Annotated in this window: 5 protein-coding genes; all 5 read left to right on the forward strand. The window is 45.7% G+C overall.

Features of this window, described 5'->3' with window-relative positions; translation table 11 throughout:
* Nucleotides 1-509 (forward strand): phage portal protein (locus ACLUYS_RS09600; protein ID WP_412659742.1); only part of this gene is annotated, 509 nt, incomplete at its 5' end.
* Nucleotides 496-2,214 (forward strand): minor capsid protein, encoded by a 1,719-nt coding sequence (locus ACLUYS_RS09605; RefSeq protein ID WP_412659744.1) that lies wholly within the window; start codon nt 496-498, stop codon nt 2,212-2,214. The genes ACLUYS_RS09600 and ACLUYS_RS09605, both read left to right, overlap by 14 nt.
* Nucleotides 2,186-2,488, forward strand: a complete 303-nt coding sequence (locus ACLUYS_RS09610; RefSeq protein ID WP_412659746.1) for a hypothetical protein — start codon at nt 2,186-2,188, stop codon at nt 2,486-2,488. Before ACLUYS_RS09605 ends, ACLUYS_RS09610 begins: the two co-directional genes overlap by 29 nt.
* 22 nt (nt 2,489-2,510) lie before the next feature.
* Nucleotides 2,511-2,888, forward strand: coding sequence for a YjcQ family protein (locus ACLUYS_RS09615; RefSeq protein ID WP_412659747.1), 378 nt, complete (start codon nt 2,511-2,513; stop codon nt 2,886-2,888).
* 53 nt (nt 2,889-2,941) lie between these two features.
* On the forward strand, nt 2,942-3,317 hold a 376-nt coding region (locus ACLUYS_RS09620), incomplete at its 3' end, for a hypothetical protein (RefSeq protein ID WP_412659748.1).

The raw sequence follows: 3,317 nt of genomic DNA on the forward strand, positions 1-3,317 counted from the left end.
CGACAGCTGACTCCACGCAGGAAAACCTGCTGGACCGTCTGGATCGGCAGATCTACCAGATCTCGATGGTGGCCAACATCAGCGATGAATCGTTTGGCAACGCAACCAGCGGAACCGCCCTGGCTTACAAGCTTCAAGCCATGAGCAATCTGGCCAGCGGTTTTGACCGCAAGATCGAAAAAAGCCTGCGCAAGCGCTACAAGATCTGGTCAACGCTTAAAACGAACGTGAGCGATGAGAACGCATGGAAGGAACTGCAGGTAACAACAAGCCGCAACCTTCCCAAGAATCGCCTGGAAGAGGCACAGACAGCCGCACAGCTGTCCGGAATTGTCTCCCATGAAACACAGCTGTCTCTGCTCTCTATCGTTCCGGATCCAAAGGCGGAACTGGAGAAGATCGAGAAGGAACAAGAGCCTGAACCGCTCATGACCTTCGATGATCATGCAAGCCAGGAACTGGAGTCCGACGAGATGGAAGAACCGGAGAGCGGCTATGGCCTCCAGTAAGTACTGGAAAGACCGGGAGAAGAAGTGGCAGACCGATTGCCAGAAGCAGAATACGAACTGGCAGAAAGAGATCAATGATGTTTATCAGACCATGTCCGATGAGATCAGCGATCAGATTGCCGTGTTCTATCAGAAATACGCCGATGAAAATGGTCTGACATTGGCGCAGGCCAAACAGTACCTGGATCAGACGGATATCCGCTATTACTCCAGTCTGGCCAAACGGTATTGCGAAGATGCCGCTAAGGACATGGATGCCGGAACATGGGAACATAGCCCGGCAAAGAGCTACTTCACGACTCAGGCCAATCAGGAGATGAAGCGCTACAACACCACTATGAAGATTGCCCGCCTGGACATGCTCAAGCATCAGATTGATCTGAGGATTGCCAATGCTCAGCGCAAGGTCTGCAGCGTGATTGGAGATGCTCTCAATGATCGGGCAATGCAGACCTACACCAGACAGGCGGGCATTCTGGGAAAGACGGTTTTAAACAACCTGTCCCATGTCAAAACCATCGTTCAGGCTTCGTTTCATGGAGCCACCTTCTCCGATCGGATCTGGGGAACCCAGCAGGCCCAGCTGAAAAAAGTCCTGAGCAAAGCGCTTCAGGACTGTCTGATCTTAGGAAAAGGTGCCGCGCCATTCACCAGAGAGCTGGCGAAAGTCACAGGAAAAACGAAACGTCAGGCGCAAAGACTCATCAGTACGGAACTGGCCAGAGTTCAGGTTCAGGCGGCTATGGATTCTATGAAGGCAAGCGGCTTTGATGAATTCCAGATCATTGCCAGTCCTGACTGTTGTGACGAATGTCAGGCTATTGATGGGAAGCATTTTCCAATCGCAAAGCTGGCAGCGGGAACGAACGCCCCGCCGATGCATCCAAATTGCCGCTGTTCTATCGCTCCGTTCGTGGCGAGGGATGACGATGATGACGACTTCGATGAAGAATCATTTGATGAATGGTGCGACTACATGGAAGAGCATGAGGATGATCCGAATGCGATGACATGGGAAGAGTGGAAGAAAAAAAGCGATGAAGAAGATGAGGCCACATATGAGAATCGGACTGATCAATTAATTAAATCGTATCCGGTTCTACCTCGACATACTGAAGCAGAAATCGAGCCATATTATCGAGCGATTCATTTTAAAACGGTTGATCAGAAGACAAAAGATTTTGTAAAAACTGAAATGCGATTCATGTCTATTGAAGATTTGAAGATGATTCAGAAACGAGGACTAACTATTACTCAGTCTGAAAGTAAGAATAGTTATTACCGGCGAAACCCTTTATCGGATACAATTGCCATTTCGCCGCAGTTGCGAAAAGGTTCGTTTATGCATGAGTTCGCTCATTTCTATTATCGTTCTGATCACTTTGATTCTGAATTACTGGCCTTGCAACAAAAGGTAATTGATTCATCAACGCTTACCTTTTCGTCCTATAATGGGAAAAAATCATGGGGAATTAAATGCAGCAAATTTATTTCTCAGTATCAGGGTAGGCTTTACGGATTTTCAGATAGGTTCAGCCCGCCAAAAGCGATAGTTCCTAAGATGCTAAAAGAGTATGTAACAGTCGGATATGAAACTTATGTCTTGAACCCACAAAAGTTGCTATTAACGGATCCTGATTTGTACAATTACTTCAATAAAGCAGGAGGATTGCATCGTGAAAAGAAAAGAAGATTTGGGAAATAGTGGGTCTGTTCTTCCGATAGAAAATGAGTGTATCAACGGTGAATATATTCCAATCCCTGCAGATTGGGAGGAAGACTATTATCTTTGCGACGGAGAAGATCCGTATAACATTGATATGCCCGATACGCTTGAAGATTTTTGGAAAATGTATAAGGATGATCCGAATTTTGCAAATTATGTGAGATTTTATCTGTTTGAGGAAAGCTTTAAGGATGCAGGTATTCCTTTCCCCCAGAAATGGCGTGACTTAATGAACAAGCTTGATGCAGAGTAAATGAAAAAATAGGAGAATATATATGGCTTATAACGACATGTATGTAATTTTCTATAAGGTTTTGGCCTATTTGTATAAAGCGTTAAAAGACGGGAAGAATCCTTCATGGGCCGACTTGCAATTTAACTCAACAATTATTGATATCCCCTACGCATATTGGATGCATATTATGCAAGAGCTGATTGATGAAGGTTATATCAAAGGGGTAAAAACCATACAAACCAAATCGGGTTTGATCTTCTGTGATAACGGCATCTACATCACTGCAAAAGGAGTTGAATTTCTGGAAACAAACAGCTTGATGAGGAAAGCTAAAGATTTTCTGGGAGAATCCTTTCAGACTGTGCTTAACGCCCTTGTTTCTGGATTAACTCAAGCAGCAGTTGGCAATTCACATTAAGCAGATAGAGCCGCTAACCGGCTCTTTTCTGTTACCCGAAAGGAGGGTAACAGATGGAACTTCTGGAATTCAAAGACAGATTCCTGCGTATGCTGGAAACCGATAAAGTCGAAGAAGTACCAGAGATTCTGAATCGCAGCAGTCCGAATCTGATCGAAAGGTACCAGGAAGAGTTCGGAACAGATCGGGATTGGATCCGCGAATTCTATCAGTACTATCTGGCAGATCGGGAAGGTCTGAAACAGGACTATACGCCGCCTTCGCTTTCAAAGCTGCTGCTACATCTTGTCGGACCATGCAGGACGCTTGTTGATCTGTGCGCAGGAACCGGATCTCTTTCTCTCTATGCTGATCCAGACACAAAGATCAAAGCAATCGAGCTGCTTAAACCTCAGCCGTTAGGGGTAGTCATGGACTGCATCAACTGGA

The organism is Allobaculum sp., assembly GCF_047010065.1.
Lineage (GTDB): Bacteria > Bacillota_I > Bacilli_A > Erysipelotrichales > Erysipelotrichaceae > Allobaculum > Allobaculum fili.